Raw genomic sequence first — 3296 nt, 5'->3', positions numbered from 1 at the left:
ACCGTACCGCGGCCCGAGATCGAGAACACGTCTTCCACCGGCATCAGGAACGCGCCGTCAACTGCACGCTCCGGCGTCGGGATGTACGTGTCCAGTGCGTCTGCCAGGCTCATGATCGCCACTTCGCCCAGCTCGCCCGTGTCGCCTTCCAGCGCCAGCTTTGCCGAACCCTTCACGATCGGCGTGTCGTCGCCCGGGAAGTCGTACTTCGACAGGAGTTCGCGAACTTCCATCTCGACCAGCTCGAGCAGTTCAGCGTCGTCCACCATGTCGCACTTGTTCAGGAACACGATGATGTACGGAACGCCAACCTGACGCGCCAGCAGGATGTGCTCACGCGTTTGCGGCATCGGGCCGTCTGCTGCCGAGCAAACCAGGATCGCGCCGTCCATCTGCGCTGCGCCCGTGATCATGTTCTTCACATAGTCAGCGTGGCCCGGGCAGTCGACGTGTGCGTAGTGGCGGTTAGCCGTTTCGTACTCGACGTGTGCCGTGTTGATCGTGATACCGCGCGCCTTTTCTTCCGGTGCCGCGTCGATCTGGTCGTAAGCCTTCGCTTCGCCGCCGAACTTCTTCGTCAGAACCGTCGTGATCGCTGCCGTCAGCGTCGTCTTGCCGTGGTCGACGTGACCGATCGTACCAACGTTGACGTGCGGCTTGGTCCGCTCAAATTTACCCTTGGCCATTTTCGACTCCCAAAAGGAATTCACATGTTGCGCCGCGCGCAAACAGACACTGACTTGTAACTGCTGGTGCCCATGGGCAGGATCGAACTGCCGACCTCTCCCTTACCAAGGGAGTGCTCTACCACTGAGCCACATGGGCGGTATTACGCTTCAACTGCACGAACTGGAGCGGGTGAAGGGAATCGAACCCTCGTCGTAAGCTTGGAAGGCTTCTGCTCTACCATTGAGCTACACCCGCACGGGCCACTAACGATTCCCTACCGCTCTTTGCGCTGATGTTCTGGTGGAGGAGGTTGGATTCGAACCAACGTAGGCGTAAGCCAACAGATTTACAGTCTGCCCCCTTTAGCCACTCGGGCACCCCTCCGTAGAGAACTGACGATTATGGGGGTGCATCGCACTCTTGTCAAGCACATCCGGAAGATTATTTTCATTCTCTTCCAGCACGCCTGCGCGACTCACCCGACACCCGCACTCGCCCGGCTAAGGCAAGCACGAGAGGATCGCCACACGGCGCCCACATCCTCGTCAGACTCCGCCTTCAGCTTCGATTCGCATCTTCGCTGAAAACGAAAGACCGCCATCATACGGCCTCCCGCTCATAATGCCAAGCGGGTAGATGAAAAAAATCCGCAATTTCCATGCCGGGGGGATTTGCGGGGCGTCCGCGGAGGGCTCGGGGCGGGTGAAGTTGGTTATCAGGAACGCGCTCCGACGTAACGCCAGGCATGGGGGCCGATGTCTCTGTAGTGGGTGTGGGCACACCAACGCTGAAGCCGGATGCGGAGTAAAGGGGGCTACCGCTCTCATCACCGCCAACCCGGCCGATCGAACCGTCAGGAAAGGGCCGACTCGGTCAGCGCCCTCTCACCACCCCAAACGGAAAGCCGCGCATTGCCAATCCGCGCCGCACGATCAAGCTGTCCCCTGCCCTCTCACGCCGTATGCGGGGCCGTCCTTGCCCGCGCGCCGCTCTTCGCGGCTACCTCGGCCCATGCGGGGGCACCCCAAATGCGTGGTGCCGCACAGAGGATCGCGGCAATCCGGTAGCAGTCGCTTCCCGAGAGCCGCACCTCTGAGCGCGGGGAACACGGCGGCCGTCGCGGAGGATGACACGTCAAAGCCGGCCATCGACGTGTGCGATCACGGCCGAGAACGGGATGACGCGCGCCCTCAGCCGCACGGACGTACCACAACGCTCGTGCGGCATGCGCCACCGGGTTCGCGAGCCGCAGCGCGTGCAGCGGCATCCGCGGCGCCGACTGGAAAGGCGGCGTCCCGGGCCGGCGCGCGCATGCCTTCCATCGCGCGTGCGCATATGCGCCCCGGGCGCCTCGAGATGCGATCAAGTGCGCAGGGCTGCGGAACGACGCGTTCAACCTACCGTATCGCGGCGCGCAGCGACCATGACGCCTCCCAGGGCGACGCCGACCGCGCGGCCGGCTTCGATGGCCCGCAGCTGCTGATACGCGACGATCTGCGCACGCATGCGTGGCCGCCACACCGGGTGCGTAATTGGGTGCGTGATCGGGGACGTCTCGGCGGCCGTGCGGCAGCGCAACCCACGCTGCGCAGCGCCTCACGCAAGCCGACCAACATGAGCGCCTGGTCGGCACAGCGCAGTGAGGCCGCGCTGTGCAACGACATTCGACGTATCGATACGATGCACGCCGTGTTTAGTTGAGCGCGGATAGTGACTGTTTCGGTGGCACCGGCTATTCGCTTGTCGAAGAAATCCATGTCCTTCGAAACGGGCGGCCGGTTCTCATCAAAAGCGACAGCGCGGGCTCTGACGAAATCGGACCGCTCGACCAAGTTTTGCCTCCGTGTCGTCTCGACGTCGGCGAAAGGCATGGCGACAATTTCGCTCAGCACTCGGCGCCGAGAAGCATGGTCTTGCAGGTGCGTTCCGCCCACACGAGCGTCACGGATTTGCCGCCACACGCGTCGGTCGCGCGCCGAATACCCGAACGGCATCACCGATATTGAACGGAGATAGCCGAAATACGATGCCGAGGGGCCGCGATAATGGCTCGCCACGGCGTGACGAGTCGGCGAGTCATGCAATGCGCTCGAGGCGGCAAATAACGGGAGAAAGGCCAGGAAACGAGATCATTCCGGGCCTGAAGCGACCACCAATGACAGCCATACGAAGGACGAACCCTTCGGCTTGCACGAGGGCGATCGGCGGGGTTTCCGATGGTCGATCGTTCGAATGATGGAAGCTGGCGTGGCGCGCAGTGGCAGCGGGAACAAGAACGTACGATGCCGCAGATCCCGCTGCGCGGTTTCGATGCTGTCGATCGTGATGAGAATCGGGATGCCGGGGCCGGACGTCGTCCGGCCAAATCAAACGATTCTGCGTCGATCTGATTCCCGCTCTGCGAGCAGTGCGAGCTCACCGTCGTGCCGGCAGAGATAGCGACGATACGGATGCGGCATGCGCGAGGATTCTGGCCGGGCAGCTCATCTGTCCGCCAGCGCCTGCCTCGGCCAAGGCTCTTTCCGCCGCGCAAATGCAAAAACCCCCGCCTTTCGGGCGGGGGTTCTTGGCTTAGGGAGCCTGACGATTACCTACTTTCACACGGGAATCCGCACTATCATCGGCGT

At 62.6% G+C, this 3296-nt stretch carries 3 protein-coding genes and 3 tRNA genes; 2 read left to right on the top strand and 4 right to left on the bottom strand.

The genetic code is table 11. The features are described from left to right. The 4 genes from ABIC50_RS33940 to ABIC50_RS33925 form a co-directional block, all read right to left on the bottom strand. The coding region (locus ABIC50_RS33940; protein ID WP_354169225.1) for a GTP-binding protein at positions 1-686 on the bottom strand (686 nt) is incomplete at its 3' end. A 64-nt stretch (positions 687-750) separates the two neighbouring features. Beyond that, positions 751-825: transfer RNA gene (locus ABIC50_RS33935), tRNA-Thr, on the bottom strand. Positions 826-850: 25 nt separating this feature from the next. Continuing rightward, positions 851-924: transfer RNA gene (locus ABIC50_RS33930), tRNA-Gly, on the bottom strand. A gap of 43 nt (positions 925-967) precedes the next feature. After that, a tRNA-Tyr gene (locus ABIC50_RS33925) sits at positions 968-1053 on the bottom strand. Positions 1054-1980: 927 nt separating this feature from the next. Here ABIC50_RS33925 and ABIC50_RS33920 point away from each other — a divergent pair. Both ABIC50_RS33920 and ABIC50_RS33915 read left to right on the top strand, forming a co-directional pair. After that, positions 1981-2370 (top strand): hypothetical protein, encoded by a 390-nt coding sequence (locus tag ABIC50_RS33920; RefSeq protein ID WP_354169222.1) that lies wholly within the window; start codon positions 1981-1983, stop codon positions 2368-2370. 515 nt (positions 2371-2885) lie between these two features. Then, the gene (locus ABIC50_RS33915; protein WP_354169220.1) at positions 2886-3059 is read left to right on the top strand and encodes a hypothetical protein; all 174 of its coding nucleotides are present in this window, start codon (positions 2886-2888) and stop codon (positions 3057-3059) included. The last annotated feature ends 237 nt before the right edge of the window (positions 3060-3296 follow it).

This window comes from Burkholderia sp. 567 (assembly GCF_040545115.1).
Lineage (GTDB): Bacteria > Pseudomonadota > Gammaproteobacteria > Burkholderiales > Burkholderiaceae > Burkholderia > Burkholderia ambifaria.
This window is presented reverse-complemented; position numbering and strand designations above follow the sequence as displayed.